Source organism: Echinicola soli (assembly GCF_006575665.1).
Taxonomy (GTDB): domain Bacteria; phylum Bacteroidota; class Bacteroidia; order Cytophagales; family Cyclobacteriaceae; genus Echinicola; species Echinicola soli.
Map to the genome: position 1 here is coordinate 4535777 of NZ_CP041253.1, position 17449 is coordinate 4553225.

Genomic DNA, 17449 nt, shown 5'->3' on the forward strand with positions numbered 1-17449 from the left:
GACTACTTTCACCTTCCCTTAATATCCATCATTCTGCACCAACATCTCATTGGCATCCAGCGCTGCTTGAGGAATCGGGAAAAGCACATGGGTAGGTTTGGCATTGGTGACGCCTCGATCGATGGCTGAGGAAACAAATGTTCCCATCCTGATCTGGTCTTCACGACGCTTGCCTTCGGAATAAAACTCCCAAGCCCGCTCATTGAGTAAATGCTGCCTTAGCTGTGCGGTAGACATAAAATCGCTCAATTCCAACGGATCCAAGTCTGCCCGATCCCTGACCATATTGATCAGGTCGATGGATATTTGGTTAGGGCCGTTTAGCTCATTAAGGGCCTCGGCCCTGCTCAAGAGAATATCTGCATAGCGAACTCCTGGCACATCATTACCATGCTCATTACCAAGTCCATTGGGATCAGGCCAGTATTTAAAGGAGCGAGTATTGTCATTGTTCAGCAGGGAAACCGTATTGCCCTGACCATTGACGTAGCTTTCGATAATCAGGCCCATTCTCGCATCACCTTCCTCAAAGGAATTGTAAAAGCTATCGTACAACCGGTATTGTGCTGCCCAATTCCTCCAGGAATTTTGGAAAGTCAAGCCTGTCTCGGGATGATTGGCAAACCCCTCTGGAAATGCTCCATTCATATAATTGTTTCCTGGACTATTTGGGATCTGAGGGTAAGCAAGTATGAACTCGGAATTCTGTTCATTTTCCACTCTGAAAAGCATTGCATAGTCTGGATACAGACTATAATCCCCCATATCCATCACCTCTTGGGCCATATCGGCTGCCTTTTGCCATTGCTTGGTATTGAGGTAGAACTTTGTCAACAGTGCTCTTGCACCTCCATTTGTAGCTCTTCCATAAGCTTGTTCTTCACCCGGAGCAGGCAAATCAGAAATTACTGCCAAAAGCTCGGACTCAATAAACTGCCGCATTTCTTCTTCCGAAGGTCGTGCCAAGTAAATTTCATCTTCAGAACTTTGCCGCAATGGCACCGGACCAAACCAGGAATGTAAATAGTAATAACTCAACGCCCTGATAAACCTCGCCTCGGCAGCATAGGTTTGTTTCAGCTCATCACCGATATTTGCAGATTTCACGTTTTCGAGCACGACATTCGCATTTCGAATGGCCCGATAAGGCTTCAGCCACATATCACCGTACATCCAACCTACTGATGCATCCCAGGTAAAATCGATCATCAGGACAGCGGTACGGTTTTCGCCTCCACCGGTCTCCCACTCGATATCAGTACACCACTCTTCGATATTGCGCACACTGTGGTGGGAATATCCGTTCAGATAACCTTCGGCATATGCGGCATCCAAGGTCGATTTGATTCCCTCTTGGGTGGTCAAGTAGTTTTCCGGGGCCATTTGGGAAAACAGTTCCTCATCCAACATACCTGAACAGGCGCACATCAATCCCAAGCACAATGCGATCAGTTTATACTTTAGTATTTTTATAGTTTTCATGTCCTTTTCTGTTTAAAATCCAAGTTTTACACCTAACAAAAACGAAGTTGCGGTAGGATAGGCATTGTAATCAATCCTGATATTGGCATTACCATTGGGATTGACTGCCGGATCCACTCCATCATAATCGGTAATGGTCAACAGGTTGGTTCCTGTTATATACACCTGTGCATTGCGAAATGTACTGCTCTGCATCGGAATGGTGTAATTTAGCGTAAGGGTATTTAACCGTAGATAGGAAGCATCCTGAATAGTGTAGGAGTTGACTTCCTTTTGTCCCTGAGCCGTTGGATTGACAAAAGACGGGTATTCATTGGATGGATTTTCGGGTGTCCATCTATTGAGATAAGGCTCCGCAAACTTATTTCTTCTAAAGTTGATCGGGAAATAGGTGTCCACAAGGTTATTGTTCAGCATGCTGATGCCGTGCACTCCTTCGAAGAATACATACAGGCTAAATCCTTTGTATTCGAAGGTATTGGCAATAGAATAGGTGAAATCCGGAAAGGAATTCCCCAACACCTCTCTATCGTCCGCATTGACCGTTTGGTCACCATTGATATCGCGGAATTTCATATCTCCAGGCACCACGTTATCGGTCGTTTGGTCAAAGTCGTCGCCTTCCTGCCAAACACCATCTACTTGGTAGCCATAAAAGGAATACATGGGCAATCCTTCTTTGATCATCCAAATCTGATTGGCAAAACCCGCACTTCCACCGATAATCTGATCCACGCCTCCAAGGCTCGTGACCTCATTTTTCACAGTAGCCAGATTAAGTGTTGTGGTCCAGGTAAATTCCCCATCAAAATTTACCGAAGTAATAGCTGCTTCGATACCTGAATTTTTTACACTTCCGATATTGGTGATCCTATTGGTATATCCTGTAGAAGTAGGGATAGGCAGGTAGAGGAGCATATCATAGGTGTTTTTAACGAAATAGTCCAGGCTACCAAAAACCCGATCCCTAAAAAGTCCAAAGTCCAATCCAATATCCCATTGCTCTGTGGTCTCCCACTTCAGGTCGGGATTGGGAATACGGGCAGGCTGGGTGGTGGATACTTTTTGATCATCAAAAACAGCATCCGGCCCGGGCACAAAAGTACTGATGGAAAGATAATTACCGATTTCCTGGTTACCGGTCTGACCCCAACTGGCCCGAAATTTAAAAGTACTTAATGCTTCCAAATCCTGCATAAAAGATTCCTCTTTCACTTTCCAGGCAAAAGCACCAGATGGGAAATAGCCGTATTTGTTATTTTCACCAAACCTCGATGAACCATCTATCCGTAGCGTTCCAGTAAATAAATATTTATCCTTCAACGTGTAGTTTACCCTACCTAAATAGGAAAGTAAACGGTTAGTGGCCTTAAAACTGTTGATATTAAACTGGGTAGGGTCACCTAGGCCGATGTTATCCGTTCCTGTAGCATCAGATGGAAAACTCTTGCCATGACTGGTAGTATTGGACATGGAGAATTTTTGAGTGGTCACTCCGGCCAATGCAGTAAGATGATGGTCTTCAAAGGTCTTATCATAAGTGGTAGTTAACTCCATCAGGTAGTTGGACTGACGCTCTTGCAAAATCGTTGCGATGCCACCATTGGCAAGGCCATCCAAGGTAGATCGATCGATATAGACATCTCTTCTCTGGTTGGTCACATCTGTACCAAAATTCACTTTTACAGACCACTCAGGAAGGATTTTATAGTTGGCATAAGTAACAGCCATATTGCGATACCGCTCGATCATCGCATTTTTACCATAGGCCAAGGCCAGGGGATTATCGATCGAAATATAAGGTGAAATCCTGTAGCGACCATCATCGCCATAAATGCTCAATGTCGGATCAAAATTATACGCTGCATACAAGGCTCCATTGTTTTCATTCACCCCAAAAGACTGGGCTGGCACTTGGTCATTTTCACTGAATGAAGTGTTCATGTTCAGTCCCACAGTCAAGCGGTCCGAAAATTTGGTTTCCAGATTTAGCCGTGCGCTGTACCGCTCAAAAGCAGAACTCTTGACCACTCCTTGCTGATTAAAGTAATTGAGCGCTGCGAAGTAATTGGTCTTTTCATTTCCTCCTGAAAAAGACAGGTTTTGATTGGTCACCGGAGCACTTGTACGGAAGAGTTCATCCTGCCAGTTGGTACCGCCATCTTCGATAACATCGACCGTCTGGTCTGCTATTCCGCCACCATCGGCAATGATACCGTTCATCACCATTTGGTATTCCTCAGCACTGAGCACATCCAATCTATTGGCGACATTCTGGACGCCCACATAGCCATCATAATTGATTCTCGTCTGCCCGGATTTACCTTTTTTGGTAGTCACCATGATCACGCCGTTGGCCCCTCTGGCACCATAAATGGCCGTTGCAGAAGCATCCTTTAAGATCTCGATGGACTCAATGTCATTAGGGTTTATAGCCGCCAAAGGATTGGTGGGAGATCTCGAATCAGGGTAATTTCCCCCACCACTGGTGGTCATCGACGAATTGTCAATGGGCAGTCCGTCAATCACGTACAAGGGTCCCGTACCTGCGTTTACAGAACTGGCACCCCGGATACTGATGGAGATCCCTCCTCCAGGTTCTGAACTGTTCTGTACCACATTGACGCCGGCAGCCTTGCCTTTCAGTAGTTGGTCCACGGAGGTATTGACGCCTTGGTTTTGCTCATCTGATCTCAAAGAAACCACCGAACCGGTCAAATCGCTCTTTTTCACGGTTCCGTATCCCACGACCACTACTTCTTCCAACGCTTGGGTATCTTCCTTCATGATCACATCAATGGTCGTCTGATTACCGATCTGGACCCGCTGGGTCTGAAAACCGATAAAGGAGAATATCAGCACATCGCCTTCTTCTGCTGTGAGCTGGTAATTCCCCTCCAGGTCCGTGACAGTACCTTTTCCCGAACTCTCGATCTTGACCGTCAGTCCGGGCAAGGCCATTCCCACCTCATCAACTACCTTTCCTTTAATGGTGATTTCAGCAGCCTCTTTGATCGCTACTTTCCCTTTATTCTCATTTTCACTTACGTGAATATTATTATTGATCTGCGTGAAGCTCAGGCCACTTTCTCGGGACAATACAACCAGTAAATCATATACAGAACCCGTGAATTTATCAGAGGCCATTTTTTGGTCGGTATCGACACCATTTGTATCAAATGTAAATCTGAAGTCAGTCTTACGCTCCAGGTCTTTCATAACTGCCTGCAGAGTCCGATCCTGCAGACGGACATCCACACGCACATCTTCAATGGTCTTCCGCTGAGCATTTGAGGTATTGGCCAGCAATACCGTGCAAAACACCAACTGGATAAGAAACCCATATAAAACTCTCATAGACATCTTTATTAATTGTCTCAGTATTTTTTTTTGCATAGTTTTAAATGTTTTAAGTGATTACTGCTTAAGCTTCCTGTCTGTACCGGCGAAAGTTCACGACAGGAAAAAATGTTGGCAGTGGGGAATTTACAGATTCCTTGCTGCCACTTTTTTCTAACTGGAATTGGGGATTTTCATAGTATTAGGGTTAGGTTATTGGGTTATTTTGTTTTTTGGTCCCTGAGTTATGGGCTTAATAAGTTCGCTGCTCGGGATTTGATACCCCGTCCATCTTTAATACTCGCATCTTGCTACGTGATACATTTCTATGTCTTGTTACGCTTGCTATCTGCCCTCCTAGCTCCTGCCTTTCATCAACTTGACCTGTTTTCCTTCCATTTTATAGTCGATACCAAGGGTCCTTTTGATTCCTTTCAGGACGTTTTCGAGTGATTCATTCTTATATTCTCCCGAATAGGCCCACGAACGCTTAATGCGGGGATCGCAGGTGACTTCCACTCCGTACCAGTCGCTGATCTTTTGGATGATTTCTTCTTTGTCTGACTTTCTGAAAACCAACACCTTGTCCTTCCACCCGGTGACTTCCAGTGAATCGAAACTCGTCAGGGATAACTTCCCGTTTTGATGGATACTAAGCATTTCTGTAGGTTTTAGGATAACTTGATTGCCTACTTCATCCTTTACCTTTACTTTGCCCGAAATCAATGCTACAGAAAGCTCACCGTTCATAGGGTTACGTACATTAAATGTCGTTCCCATCACTTCTACTTGTCTACTGCCCAACTCTACAATGAAGGGTCTTCCATCTTCCTCAATATCAAAAAAGCCCTCTCCTTCAAGCCTTACCAGGCGAATGGAATCTGAAAAATGCTCAGGAAACGACAACTTACTGTTTGCATTAAGGCTGATCATACTGCCATCTCCCATCCTCAAGGTCGAGCGTATCCCTGGTGGATTTTCACTGATTTCCCATGCCACTTCTGTAATAATTTCTTCTTTTTGAGGATCGATAATATATACCTGAACTACTACCCACGAACAAAAAGCAAACATTAGAACTGCAGCTATTTTTTGAATTCCAAACCATGATCGCCAAGAAGATTTCTCTTGCTGTGGGCGATCTTCATTTTCTGACCGAGGGTCGGATCGGAGTACATTCTCAAAAATATCCAGGTAAGCTCTATCCGATAGTTGAGGTCTTTTTTTATACGTCAGGGAACGTACCATAGAAGCTGCTTCCATAACCATTTCTCTTTTAATGGCATTTTCAGCAATCCACTTCTCCCAGAAATGTCCTCCCTCACCATCGGGGTTTTTAGCCCAGGAAATAAAAAACTCATCTGCCAGAAAATCTTCCAGCTCATAGTCCCTGTATTTCAATATGTTTTTATCCTTGTTCATGTACTTGGTTCACTTTTTTAGGAAGATCTCTTTCAAACTGGAAAGTGCCCTATAAACGAGCTTTCTGGCTGATTTAACGTCTGTAAAGCCCATCACTTCTGCGATTTGGCGATAGCTCATTTCTTCTTCATAGAGCAGCAGCAGTGCTTGACGCTGCCTCACTGTCAACTGGGCCAACGCTTGGTTCACTCTCTTTTGTTGTCGTTCGCGATGTTCGGATTCTATCAGGATCGTTTCGGGAGAGAGTGCAAGTGCGAAGGAGTTCTTATAATGCATTTCATCGGTGTCCATTAACTGCCCTCTTTCCTTCAATCTTTTAATGATTTCGCAGCGAATGCACTTAAAGAGGTAGGACTTAATGCTACGAACTTCTCCAAGATTTCCCCTCCTTTTCCGGAGATATATAAAAAGGTTCTGGATACAATCTTCCACCAAATGGGCATCGCCACAGAACTGGTAACCAAAAGCAAAAAGATCAGCAGCGTAATTTTTATACAGGAAACTGAAAGTGGACTCATTGCCTTTGTTAAAGGACGCCCACACCAGTTCATCCGGCATTTCCAAGTACTCCTTTTCGGAATACCGGATTAGATATTTATCGGTTACCTTAGGTGCTTTTTTGGGTTTCATTTCAATTTTTATTTGGCTTTTTAGCCATCTCGTAACATAAAGAGATAAAAAAACCCACAAACGACCCCACAAATCAGAAAAATTTCCGTAAAAAATAAAACTTTTTCTATTTCAACAAACTAAGGACGTGATATTTAACGATTTAGCAATCATTAAAAATAATAAATATAGCTTCTTCAGCCTGAAAAAAACACAAAAAAAGAGGAAGCCATTTGGCTTCCTCTTTTCTCCCATAAGGTCTTTTTCAATCTATCACTCAATCATATCAGCTGTGCATAAATAAAAACCCTTCCTCCTTATTTTAATAAATACATCAAGCTTAAATGTCCCACTAAATTATTTTTGTCAAGACCAGAGACCCAATAGGTTCCATCAGTGCTATTTTCCAGGTACCATTTATAGTTCCAGGAATTGACATATTGGATTTTGGCGGATACCAAAAACCGGTATACCTGCCAATCTGCTACAAACGAAGGTACCAAATCCATATACTTTCGCCGCCAATCTTTGATTTCCTCGAAGCGTTTATAGTAAAAGTCATTGTTATAGACGATTCGTTCGAGTTGAATCCCCAGCTTGGTAAAATTTCTGTTCCAGCTGACTTCAGCGAAAATCACGTTGCTCCCCGGGCCATTGCCTGCCCCCATGACTTGGCCATTGTTGGTATAGCCGTGGCGGACATATGGATGCGTATACCAACTGTTTTTTGCGAGGATATTTTCCCTTACCGTCTGTCCCGTCTGGGTAGTTTCGAATTGTACCCCCAGATAAGTATCCGGATCCTTTAGCTGGATATATTTGGTAAACCCTAAGGTAAAGGCTCTGTTCAGGTCTGGATATATAAACATCTCCCGGAAAGGCTTACTGTTTCCATTGGTGCCATATTCTCCATAAAATTCAAATAACTTTCCCGGACTGGCCCATCTGAAAAACCCGGCGCTTAACTGATTACGTTGCTCCACGTCCAGGTCTACCACAGCAGCAGGTCTTTTGCCGCTATTAAAAATGGGCAAATAATCATCGAAACTATCCATATCTTCTCGATACATCTGGGAAACACTGCTATACCCTACCGTCAGACCAGGGAGCCATTTGGGCTGATAGTTTATGATAATCCCTGCCATATAACGCTCATCTTCATCCCGTTTGGGAATATATAAAGGCGTTTGCCTGAATGTATAATCTGAGCCGGGAGGAAGGTAACCCGAGTTCCTCAATTTTCCGACAACCAACTGCCCCTCAAACCTACCAATATCCGTTTCGAAGGGTTTGCTCGTCTCCAAGGTTGCATGCAAAAAACCCGGTGCATTATTGCTCATCAGCAGGGAATTTCTCCTTCCCGGTCCCCACCAGATATTTTCCGATGAAACACCGATGGCTAGATTCTTATAATGGTATTTAAGATGGGACTGCCCAAGCAAATATTCTACATAGGCATAAGGCCCAAACCGCTCGACAATGTCAGAAGTATTTAACCATTCATAATACTGATCCCAAGTAGTCCCCCAATGCTGCTGCGGAAAACCATCGTACGGTAAATTCTGTGCCGTGACCAATTCAGGCTGAAACTGTAAGCTCCACGGGCCATATCTCAGGTAAAAACCAGCACTGATCAAGGTCTGTAAGCCCGTATTCGGTATCATGGCTCCATCATTGACACCAAAGGCATAATCCGAATTATATTGGCCCTTTATCATCTCAGGAAGCATCTTGATACTGCCTTTTCCATGATCAAAGGTCAATGCCTGTTTTTGCCCGTAAATCGCCCCATACCAACCGTTCTTCTTGTGCTCAGTAATTTTTAAATCAGTTAATTCTGGCGTCAGTGGAAGTATCGTCAGCGAATAGTCCGGATTAAAATTCCCGATCAACTGCTGTCTTCTTAAGTATTCCTTTAGAAAAGGAGCATTCAAGTTGGTCGTTTGCCCCCTGGTAAAATAGGCCACTGACAACAGTAGAAGAGTTAGCCCTATTCCCTTTTTTATCTTGGTAAACATAGATTAGTTATTCTTCTTCTTATCCGGTACAGTTATTCTACCAGACTTACTTTGATATTGGACAATGACCAGCTCTCATCACAAATCTGGGAACTGTTCAAGTGCTTTTGCACCGTTTTATCTCCACAGACCACTGTAACCTGATCTCCCTTGTGACGGATGATCTTTGAAATACTGTATTTCGTCGTCCATCCCAGGGAATCGGCATATTGGCAGAGGCCTGGAAGTTCAGTTTCAAGCGCGGCCGTTTTAGGGTCATTATGCCTTCCGTACGGATCTGGATAGGATTGGCTTAAGCACCACGTGGACTCACATGGCTGGTTGGAAAAGGTGGCGTTTACCAAGGGCTGGTCATCCACGTTCAAATACCAAATATCCGGTCCACCCGAAGGACCGGCATTACCATCCCAAGAATCGTGGAGCAATAGGTCTACAGTGACTTTCAGCATTTTATGGGAAGGCAAATTGTCTACTTGCACCGCGATCTCTTCATTATTATAATTGCCCAATACAGAAGTTCCATCAAAACTCCGCAACCTTCCATTGCGAATTTCCTGTGGGTTTTCTCCAGAAAAGTCATTTTCGTACACCACCACTTCTTCGTCGGGTTCCAACCCTTCCTGACATGCATTCAGCCCACATATCACACCCACTACAAACACGCCATACCATCCTATTCTATTCATCAATCTTTCCTTCATGCTTTATTTTCCATTTATACTACTGGCTGATGCTCTGCTCTCAGCAGGTCATTAATGGTCTTTACTGGAGTAAACGTCTCCAGTGGTACTTCCACGAAAATTGTATTCCAGTCAGACATGGCGCCATTCCACAGGCCCGGTAATTCCAGGGCTTTCAGCGCTTTTCCGTTCAGGGACTTCTCACTGATCAGTCCCGCCTCTTGGTCCGTAAACTGGTGTAGGGAAAAGTTGCTACCATCCCGCCTTTTGATGGAACAAACCAAGTCTACCGGATTGAAGTGGGTGCTTTCTGTCAATAATGCATCCTGCTTTTCGGGATCTATCTGTGCCTTTTCTACGATCTGGAGAGAAACTGTACCGTCCGGATTCTTGGCCCAAAATGGCCCTCCTCCTGGTTCACCTGTATTTCTCACCATTCCACAAACACGGATAGGCCTTTCCAGCTTCCCCACAAGAAACGATCGCTGCTCCAGCAATGAGCTGTGCCAATAATTTTCTGGAAGCACCACACACAGTTCACGCTGTAAAAAATCTTCAATTTCTTCTTTTACCCCATCCCTACCCTCGTGCAGGGCATCCAAATAATCAAAAATTTGCTGTTGGATGGTAAGGAGTAATCCTCCCATGGCCATTTTATATTCTTTTGAAATCAAACTGGCCCTTTCTCCAGCGACATTGTCAATGTTCTTGATATAAATCAAGTCACCGTCAATTTCTGCCAGGTTGCTCAACAAGGCCCCATGTCCTCCTGGCCTAAACAGCAAACTTCCGTCATTCTTGAGAAAAGGGGTGTGGTCCACATTGACAGCGATCGTGTCGGTAGAAGGTTTTTGCTGGGAAAAGGTCACTTCAAATGTGATCTTATGGTCCTTTTCAAGCAAGGATTTTACCCGGTCACACTCTGCTTTAAATCCTTCCAAATGCTCTTTTGAGACAGTAAAATGCAGGTTTACCTTGCCCCCTTTGCCCACTCCATAGTGCAGGCCCTCTACAAAATGTTCGTGTACGGGAGTCCTTTCATGATCTTCATACCGGTGAAACTTCAATAAGCCCTTTGGCAAGCTTCCATATCCCAACCCGCTGTTGTTTAAGAATTGAGAAATGATCAGTTTAAAGTCTTTATCCTGTAATGCCAGCCCAACATAGCTTCCGATCCCAGCAAGGCTTTTGTCGAGATCTTCATAAAAAGGGAAGTTTTTCAGGTATTTTATAAATTGCTCGGCATCTTGGTTATACGCCAAGTAGCCATCACCATCCAAAAATTCGAAGAGCTTCTTAAACATTCTTGATGCTGCTCCACTGGCTGGTACAAATTTGACAATATTGAGGCTATTGCTTTGCGCTAAATAGTGCTCTCCCAACCTTTTGATTTGCCCTTCAGACAGCACTGTAACTCCATCAGTAGCTTGGGCAGGACGGACAATGGACAAATAAGGAAATCCTTTGGCAAACCGGTTGATCTGATCCATAACAGTTGGTAAGGATTTACCCTGTATAGAAATTTTTTCTGATAATGCTTCCATAAATTTAAAATGCTTTAGATGTGGTGTGGTTAAATCTGTCGTCAAACTCAGTGGCAATATCCCGTAGAAATAGCCCAAAAAGGAAAGCCCTCAATAAAGGACTTCCCTTCTTTGAACTACACACTTACTACACACGGCAGAAAAAATATCAGGCCGTTCCAATGGTATACACCCTGAAACCAATATCTCTCAACTTTTGCTTGTCCAGCACACTTCTTCCATCAAAAACCTGGGCGGGCTTAAGCATATTGTCATAGATTTTTTGCCAATCATAATCGATAAACTCATCCCATTCGGTCAGTACTGCCACAGCATGGGCACCTTTACAGGCCTCGTACGGACAAGGCTCTGCTTTCATGAGCTTTCTATTGTCCACCTTGTTTCTGGAATTAAGATAATCCAAATCACTGTGCATCTGTTCCTCTCTTACTTTTGGGTCAAACACCGTTATTTTGGCATCCTCATTGAGCAGGTGGTCTGCCACATAGATCGCAGCGGATTCACGGGTATCGTTGGTATCCTTTTTAAAGGCCCAGCCGAGGAACGCTATTTTTTTGCCGCTGACCGTATTGTATAGTGAGCGGATGATGTTTTTGGCAAACCTTCCTTTTTGGTGATCATTGATCTTGATGACTTGCTCCCAATAATCGGCCACACTGGTCAATCCATAACTTCGGCTGATGTACACCAGGTTGAGAATGTCCTTCTGAAAGCAAGATCCTCCAAAGCCTACAGAGGCTTTTAGAAATTTACTACCAATTCTACTGTCGGTGCCAATGGCCCGTGATACCTCGTTAATATCCGCTTCAGTACTTTCACACAGCTCAGACAGGGCATTGATGGATGATACTCGCTGTGCCAAAAAGGCATTGGCCGTTAGTTTCGAAAGTTCTGAGGACCAAACATTGGTCGTCAGGATTTTCTCCCTTGCCACCCAGTGGCCATAAACATCCACTAATGCTTCCATCGCCTCACGCCCTTCGGCTGTTTTGGTATCCCCACCAATCAGCACCCGGTCTGGATCCATCAAATCTTCGATGGCCGTTCCTTCGGCCAAAAACTCGGGATTGGAAAGGATCTGAAACTTAGTACCATTACCGGTGTTTTCCAGAATGTCCCTGATGGCTTCTGCAGTACGCACAGGCAGCGTGGATTTTTCCACCACAATCTTATCGGATTCCGCTGCTGCAGCGATCTGACGGGCACAAAGCTCGATCCACTTCAGATCAGCTGCCTGGCCTTTTCCTTCTCCATAGGTCTTGGTGGGCGTGTTGACAGAGATAAAGATCATGTCTGCTTCTTGGATGGCGCCTTCCACATTGGTGCAGAATCTAAGGTTCCTGCCCCTTGCTTCGGCGACTATCTTGTCCAAGCCCGGTTCGTACACCGGAAGATTGTCCAAATTTTCGTCGTTCCATGCTTTGATTCTTTCTTCATTGATGTCCACTACGGTCACGTAGATATCCGGACATTTTTGGGCTATTACAGCCATGGTGGGACCGCCAACGTATCCGGCACCAATACAACATATTTTTTCGACTTTCATTCGATTAATTAATTGATGGTTTAAAAACAATGAACTAAACAGTAGCGCTGTAAAAACATTGGGAAATTCCCCTTAGGTATTGGGTTATCGTTTTTATGTAAAAGGTGAATCGATTCTTGTGTTAATGACCGTATTATTCTTTTTAAAGCTAAAGTTCCAAGGCCGGAAAGGTGTACCGTTTCAAGGTCTGCCGACAGTAATGTATGATCCTTACTGAAGGGATAATTGAGTGTAGTTTGTAACTACCCCCAGATAAGAGTATCAAATAACAAATAGCCGCACCCCTTATCCCGACTCTGTCCTGCCTTGGCAGACAGGCTCAATATTAGGAAGTGCCACGTCGGAGACTTGCCACAACCGGAGAATAACTCCATGGCAATTTCTGCCTACCATGCCGGTAAGCAGGCAACTTATGCCTTAGGAATCAACTTAATTATTACAATGGGCTTCTCCGTCCCAGCAGATACTAAAATTTCGCCCCACTGGGGTGCGACGTCTCACGCTCTTCCGTCTCTTCATCTTCCACGGTCATATGACACCGGACACCCCACACCCAACGCTTTCACCATTCGGACAGTGGAAGAGACCGGAATTCGGGTGGGACGGAGACTGATCCTGGGATCAGCAGCACTTCTATCACTGCTGACTCTTCTTCTTTGACATCAATGTCAAATCCAACCAGCTTTGCTCCCTTATGGGATACTTTGGACTGACCGTGGTTATTTACCGGCCGGATGTGAATCTTGGCATTTTTGGGGGATGATATTTTAAGACGAAGCGTTTTTCCTGCTTTTTCCAGAATGGCTTCATTGTCTTTTACTTTTATCCTCGCCTTGGTTACCATCTTCCAACAAACATTTACTCCTTTGTCAGAAGCCGCTATTTCATCCCGGATGATCACGTATTCTTTTTCTTTGATCCCTACACCTCGATTGATTTTTCTGTCTTTTCGCAAAAAGGTATCGCTCAGATCACCGATAGCAAATTGAAAACCCTCTCGATCACCCCATCGAATCAATTCCGCTTTTCCACCCACATCCATCAGCGAATCATCCAATGTCAGGGTATTATGGCCATGGTTGCTGGTCCTGGTTAGAGACCATCGGTCTCCATGCTGCTTATCATCCCAAAGCTTGACGTGCTTGAAGACAGCTGCATGATAATTTTGCATTGGCATGTCGATGGCCCACCGTACCCCATCCGCTTCGAGGATAAAAGACCCCATATCCATATGTCCATGATGTTCCCGGGGATTGCCCAGCTTAAATCCCAAAAACAGGGCCGAGGGATCCTCCCATGAAGACCGCATCACGGCCATGGCATTTGTTCCATTTCCTGCCCAACAAAGCCCGTCAGGATAAGTGACCTTCTCCAAAGGAAGCGAAGCCCCCATTAGTAGGGTCACCGGAAGCAACCGGTATTCTTTTAAATCATCGGTTTGTTGATTTTCGAGTAATTGCTTTTCATTCCATAAGAGGGAAAGATCTCCCAACTCCTTTGCCATCCAGAAAATAGCCGGATTGAAACTGGTGACAGAAAATACATCACTCCAATTGAAAGGTTCCCCAGTCTGACCTATCATGTGGGTATAAAAAGCTCCTGATTTTAAAAAACACTCTGGAAGTTGAGCCTTTTTATACTGTAAATTTTCCAACGTATAAAACATCATACTGCTGTACGAACTACCATATATCCAGTACATAAAACCTTCCGGATATATCCCGTCCGGACAATACTCCTCCAAGGCCCTGTCTGTGAGCCTCAGTGATCGATCGATGGTCTTTTGTGCGATGTCGGGATAACTTTCATAAACCGACACCGCCCCCAAACATAAAGCAGCATTGATGACTTGGCCCCAATTATTGTTTAATTGTTGAAAATCGCTGTAGCGTTGATCATAGGAAGGCTCCAGTCCTTTTTTCAGAATGGATCTGCTGACAAGCCCCCTTTCCTCCTTCGACAGCTGGGGATACAGCCAATCATATCCTACTGCAGCCGCCATGGTGATCTCTGCCAAGTCCAAAAACACCTCCGGATTCCAATCCTCAAAACTACAGATATTAAGCAATTCCTCTTTGGCCTTTTTCTGATACGCAGGTTGCCGGGTCATATGATAGGCATAGCCCAAAAACAGCACACGCCTTATCGCTTCCCGAGATTGGTTGATCCTGTTTTTTCCCTGTATCTTCCCTGTCAATTTTGGACTGGAAAGTAATTTTTCCGCCTCCCCCATTACCAACTTGTCCAAATCTTCCCAATGCGCATTCTTGCTGATCTGGCCTTTCAGTTCCGCCATCGCCTCTTTCTGAAAAAAGATTCTCGGATGGGCATAACGTTCAATGCTGTTTTTATCAGTTGGCTGGCACCTTACCTGCTGAAGGGTTACCCCAAAAAGGATTCCTATCACCATCCATTTTTTGAAGATGATGAATGGCTTGATGATTGGGAAAAGCCGTAAACTATTGACTAAAAGAAATACGATAATCGTCCAGGTTATCTGTAATCAGGTTTGAAAATATTTTTCCGCCATCTTCATTGAGATGGTCTTCATCCGAAAACAAATCATTTCTTTTCAAAAATACTTTTTGAAAGTCCAGTACCCTACAGCCATGCTTTTTGAGCACCTCGTCTGCACCGAAATTGGCCGAACTCATCGCGGTATAGTAAGCAGAAGTGAGGGGATATTTCATACCGATTACCTCTACATCATGGGCTTTGCACATCTCAATCATGGTTTCCAGGTCTTGGGCTAGCTTATCGGACTTTCTCAAATTACTGAAATGTAAATCGACCCGTTTTCTACCCAGAAAAGCCTTGTTTTCTTTTTCATTCCACTCTTCCCTGACCAAATTATTTTTCAAAAAGGACTTCGTTCTTGCCAAAAATATATCCCTGTTTTTGGGACTTATCAATGAGAAGTACCTTTTTATGTATTTCAGGTAAGTGTATTTCCAAAAACCATATGCCGAAGTCACTTCATCCACATAATTGAGTGATGCTTCAATGTTATTTAGATTTTCACGATAATTGGATAAAAGGTGATTATCCACAGAGATAATCACATAATCCATGTCATGATTCTTCAGGTAATACTGCAGTTTGTTCCTCATATCCTCATAAGAATCACTTCCCCATGATACATTGACAATCCCCTCGTCCTTTAGGGTTTGTTTCAGAGGAAGGCCATGGGAATCGGCCATGATGATACCCTTTAGTTTTTGGTCTTTGATCTCTCTGATCATCCTGGTATAAGGCTCGTAATATAGACCGTCCACCACAAAGGTCACCAGAATATTGATGGCTAATACCCCCAGTAAGAATGGAGATAATTTTTGAAAATATTCTTTCATGATTATCTAAAATTGGAAGTAAATAAACTCGATTTCATTGGAGTAGTTGCCGGCAAAATAGATCAGTATAACAACCCCGTAATACACGCCATATCGCAATGGACGTCTCCATTTCACTCCTATGGATTGGATCGCAAAATCTTCCTCTTTTCCTAGCCATTCGATGGCTACAAATAATACCACCAAGGCCAAAATCCCTATAGGAAACACCTCCGGCTTAGCTAAAATGGAGGCTGAAAATATATTGGCAATGTAATCAATGGCCATGGCCACGCTTTCGGCTCTGAAAAACACCCACGCAAGACAGGTAAGGCCAAAGGTTACCAGGATTTGTCCTGCCTCTTTCCATGTCGGGAACAATTTTCCTTCCGCTGCCTGATCCAAATTACTTCTGTTCTTACCAACCAACATCAACGGCAAAAAATAGAGTGCATTCAAAGCTCCCCAAATGACAAAAGTCCAGTTGGCACCATGCCAAAATCCACTGACCAAAAATATGATAAAGGTGTTCCTGATTTTCATCCATAATCCTCCCCGGCTTCCTCCCAGTGGAATGTACAGGTAATCCCTGAACCAAGTGGAAAGCGATATATGCCACCTCCTCCAAAACTCAGCAATATCCCTGGAAAAATACGGAAAGGCAAAATTCTTCATAAGGTCAAACCCAAACAACCTGGAAACACCGATCGCTATATCAGAATATCCGGAAAAGTCCCCGTAAATCTGAAAGGCAAACAGCACCGCCCCCAAGACTAAGGTGCTGGCAGAATACTCCTGGTAGTTTTGAAAGATTATATTGACATATTCGGCGCAATTGTCCGCTATCACCACCTTCTTAAAGAACCCCCAAAGAATCTGTTTGGTACCGTCTGCAGCTAATGCATAATCGAATTTTCTTTTGCTGTAAAACTGCGGCAATAGGTGTGTTGCCCGCTCTATTGGCCCGGCTACCAGCTGTGGAAAAAAACTTACAAAGGTGGCAAAACTCACGAAATCCTTTGCCGGTTCCAGTTTCCGCTTATAGACATCGATCGAGTAACTCAACGTCTGAAAAGTATAAAAACTGATACCGACCGGAAGCACTATACTGATGGCTCGGGGGTGGATTTGCTGCCCAAATAAGCTGAACATTTCCGTAAAACTGTCAGTAAAGAAATTGTAATATTTAAAAAATCCCAAGAATCCCAGATTGACCAATATGCTGCAGGTCAACAGCCATTTACGTTTGGGCTCATCATCTGTCTTATCCATTCCCCTGCCAATCAGATAATCCAGAACCGTACTGAACAAGATCAGCGATAAAAACCTCCAGTCCCACCAACCATAAAACACATAGCTGGCTGCTAATAACAGGACGTTTTGCTGTTTGATGTTTTTAGGAAAAACAAACCAATAGAGAAAAAACAGCAATGGCAAGAAAACAGCAAAATCTAGTGAATTGAACAACATTCCCTATAAT

The 17449-nt window shown here is 44.0% G+C and carries 11 protein-coding genes; all 11 read right to left on the reverse strand.

From position 1 onward, the window contains the following. Positions 1 to 18: 18 nt before the first annotated feature. The 11 genes from FKX85_RS17785 to FKX85_RS17835 all read right to left on the reverse strand — a co-directional run bounded on the left by FKX85_RS17785 (position 19) and on the right by FKX85_RS17835 (position 17439). Positions 19 to 1482, reverse strand: coding sequence for a RagB/SusD family nutrient uptake outer membrane protein (locus FKX85_RS17785; protein WP_141616011.1), 1464 nt, complete (start codon positions 1480 to 1482; stop codon positions 19 to 21). A 12-nt stretch (positions 1483 to 1494) separates the two neighbouring features. After that, the gene (locus FKX85_RS17790) at positions 1495 to 4839 is read right to left on the reverse strand and encodes a SusC/RagA family TonB-linked outer membrane protein (protein WP_229239672.1); all 3345 of its coding nucleotides are present in this window, start codon (positions 4837 to 4839) and stop codon (positions 1495 to 1497) included. Positions 4840 to 5178: 339 nt separating this feature from the next. Next, the gene (locus FKX85_RS17795) at positions 5179 to 6243 is read right to left on the reverse strand and encodes a FecR family protein (protein ID WP_141616013.1); all 1065 of its coding nucleotides are present in this window, start codon (positions 6241 to 6243) and stop codon (positions 5179 to 5181) included. A gap of 9 nt (positions 6244 to 6252) precedes the next feature. After that, positions 6253 to 6873, reverse strand: a complete 621-nt coding sequence (locus FKX85_RS17800) for an RNA polymerase sigma factor (protein ID WP_141616014.1) — start codon at positions 6871 to 6873, stop codon at positions 6253 to 6255. A 296-nt stretch (positions 6874 to 7169) separates the two neighbouring features. Further along, on the reverse strand, positions 7170 to 8870 hold the full coding sequence (locus FKX85_RS17805) for a capsule assembly Wzi family protein (RefSeq protein WP_141616015.1): 1701 nt from the start codon (positions 8868 to 8870) through the stop codon (positions 7170 to 7172). A 32-nt stretch (positions 8871 to 8902) separates the two neighbouring features. Next, positions 8903 to 9571 (reverse strand): hypothetical protein, encoded by a 669-nt coding sequence (locus FKX85_RS17810; RefSeq protein WP_141616016.1) that lies wholly within the window; start codon positions 9569 to 9571, stop codon positions 8903 to 8905. Positions 9572 to 9585: 14 nt separating this feature from the next. Continuing rightward, positions 9586 to 11094, reverse strand: coding sequence for a DUF4301 family protein (locus FKX85_RS17815; RefSeq protein ID WP_141616017.1), 1509 nt, complete (start codon positions 11092 to 11094; stop codon positions 9586 to 9588). Positions 11095 to 11242: 148 nt separating this feature from the next. After that, complete coding sequence (locus FKX85_RS17820) at positions 11243 to 12640, reverse strand: UDP-glucose 6-dehydrogenase (RefSeq protein ID WP_141616018.1); 1398 nt, start codon at positions 12638 to 12640, stop codon at positions 11243 to 11245. Between the two features lie 562 nt (positions 12641 to 13202). Next, a complete protein-coding gene (locus FKX85_RS17825) occupies positions 13203 to 15050 on the reverse strand; it encodes a heparinase II/III domain-containing protein (protein ID WP_141616019.1) in 1848 nt (615 codons plus the stop codon). A 49-nt stretch (positions 15051 to 15099) separates the two neighbouring features. Next, entirely contained in the window at positions 15100 to 15990 is an 891-nt protein-coding gene (locus FKX85_RS17830; protein WP_141616020.1) for a hypothetical protein, read from the reverse strand. Positions 15991 to 15996: 6 nt separating this feature from the next. Beyond that, on the reverse strand, positions 15997 to 17439 hold the full coding sequence (locus FKX85_RS17835; RefSeq protein ID WP_141616021.1) for an MBOAT family O-acyltransferase: 1443 nt from the start codon (positions 17437 to 17439) through the stop codon (positions 15997 to 15999). Positions 17440 to 17449 lie beyond the last annotated feature (10 nt).

What these genes read in the sequence shown, in the direction of transcription:
- FKX85_RS17830 (WP_141616020.1), bottom strand. Translation starts at nt 15,990, where the DNA reads ATGAAAGAATATTTTCAAAAATTATCTCCATTCTTACTGGGGGTATTA.
- FKX85_RS17795 (WP_141616013.1), bottom strand. Translation starts at nt 6,243, where the DNA reads ATGAACAAGGATAAAAACATATTGAAATACAGGGACTATGAGCTGGAA.
- FKX85_RS17790 (WP_229239672.1), bottom strand. Translation starts at nt 4,839, where the DNA reads ATGAGAGTTTTATATGGGTTTCTTATCCAGTTGGTGTTTTGCACGGTA.
- FKX85_RS17815 (WP_141616017.1), bottom strand. Translation starts at nt 11,094, where the DNA reads ATGGAAGCATTATCAGAAAAAATTTCTATACAGGGTAAATCCTTACCA.
- FKX85_RS17800 (WP_141616014.1), bottom strand. Translation starts at nt 6,873, where the DNA reads ATGAAACCCAAAAAAGCACCTAAGGTAACCGATAAATATCTAATCCGG.
- FKX85_RS17820 (WP_141616018.1), bottom strand. Translation starts at nt 12,640, where the DNA reads ATGAAAGTCGAAAAAATATGTTGTATTGGTGCCGGATACGTTGGCGGT.
- FKX85_RS17835 (WP_141616021.1), bottom strand. Translation starts at nt 17,439, where the DNA reads ATGTTGTTCAATTCACTAGATTTTGCTGTTTTCTTGCCATTGCTGTTT.
- FKX85_RS17805 (WP_141616015.1), bottom strand. Translation starts at nt 8,870, where the DNA reads ATGTTTACCAAGATAAAAAAGGGAATAGGGCTAACTCTTCTACTGTTG.
- FKX85_RS17825 (WP_141616019.1), bottom strand. Translation starts at nt 15,050, where the DNA reads ATGGTGATAGGAATCCTTTTTGGGGTAACCCTTCAGCAGGTAAGGTGC.
- FKX85_RS17810 (WP_141616016.1), bottom strand. Translation starts at nt 9,571, where the DNA reads ATGAAGGAAAGATTGATGAATAGAATAGGATGGTATGGCGTGTTTGTA.
- FKX85_RS17785 (WP_141616011.1), bottom strand. Translation starts at nt 1,482, where the DNA reads ATGAAAACTATAAAAATACTAAAGTATAAACTGATCGCATTGTGCTTG.